Origin of the sequence: Marinobacter sp. UBA2498 (assembly GCF_002341575.1) — a bacterium.
GTDB lineage: Bacteria > Pseudomonadota > Gammaproteobacteria > Pseudomonadales > Oleiphilaceae > Marinobacter > Marinobacter manganoxydans.
This window is the reverse complement of the sequence record NZ_DDOI01000157.1, coordinates 8,046-8,603: the sequence shown is the minus strand read 5'-3', so window position 1 is coordinate 8,603 and position 558 is coordinate 8,046. Positions and strand designations below refer to the sequence as shown.

1 protein-coding gene is annotated in these 558 nt (G+C 59.1%); it reads right to left on the bottom strand.

Annotation, left to right across the window (positions count from 1 at the left end; all coding sequences use genetic code 11):
• Nucleotides 1-135: 135 nt before the first annotated feature.
• Nucleotides 136-558: AMP-binding enzyme (locus tag B2W52_RS21660; RefSeq protein WP_286804051.1), on the bottom strand; the 423-nt coding region annotated here is incomplete at its 5' end.

Sequence of the window (558 nt, the reverse complement as noted above, 5' to 3'; positions counted from 1 at the left end):
ACGGCTGCTCTTCCCCGTTCTTTCGGTGAAACATTTGCATAAAAAGGTCTCCGGGCTCACGCGGCGCGTGTGCCTGACAGCGTTGTTTTTCTGGTTAAATTCGGCTGCGCCGGAGCGGCGCAGCCGATCGGGGGATCAATCCAGTTCTTTGGCCTGGTCCCTCAGCACGAACTTCTGGATCTTGCCCGTGGAAGTCTTGGGCAGCTCCGAGAAGACGATGGTCTTGGGCACCTTGAACCGGGCCAGGTGCTCGCGGCAGAAGTTGATGATCTCTTCCTCGCTGACCTGTCCGGCTTCCGGCTTGAGAGTCACGAAGGCACAGGGGGTTTCGCCCCACTTCTCGTCCGGCCGGGCAACCACAGCTGCCTCAAGCACAGCCGGGTGGCGGTAAAGGGTATCCTCAACCTCAATGGTGGAAATGTTCTCACCACCGGAGATGATAATGTCCTTCAGCCGGTCCTTGATCTCCATGTAGCCGTCTTCGTGCCATACAGCCAGGTCCCCGGTGTGGAACCAGCCACCCCGGAAGGCCTCTTCGGTGGCTTTGGGGTTCTTCAG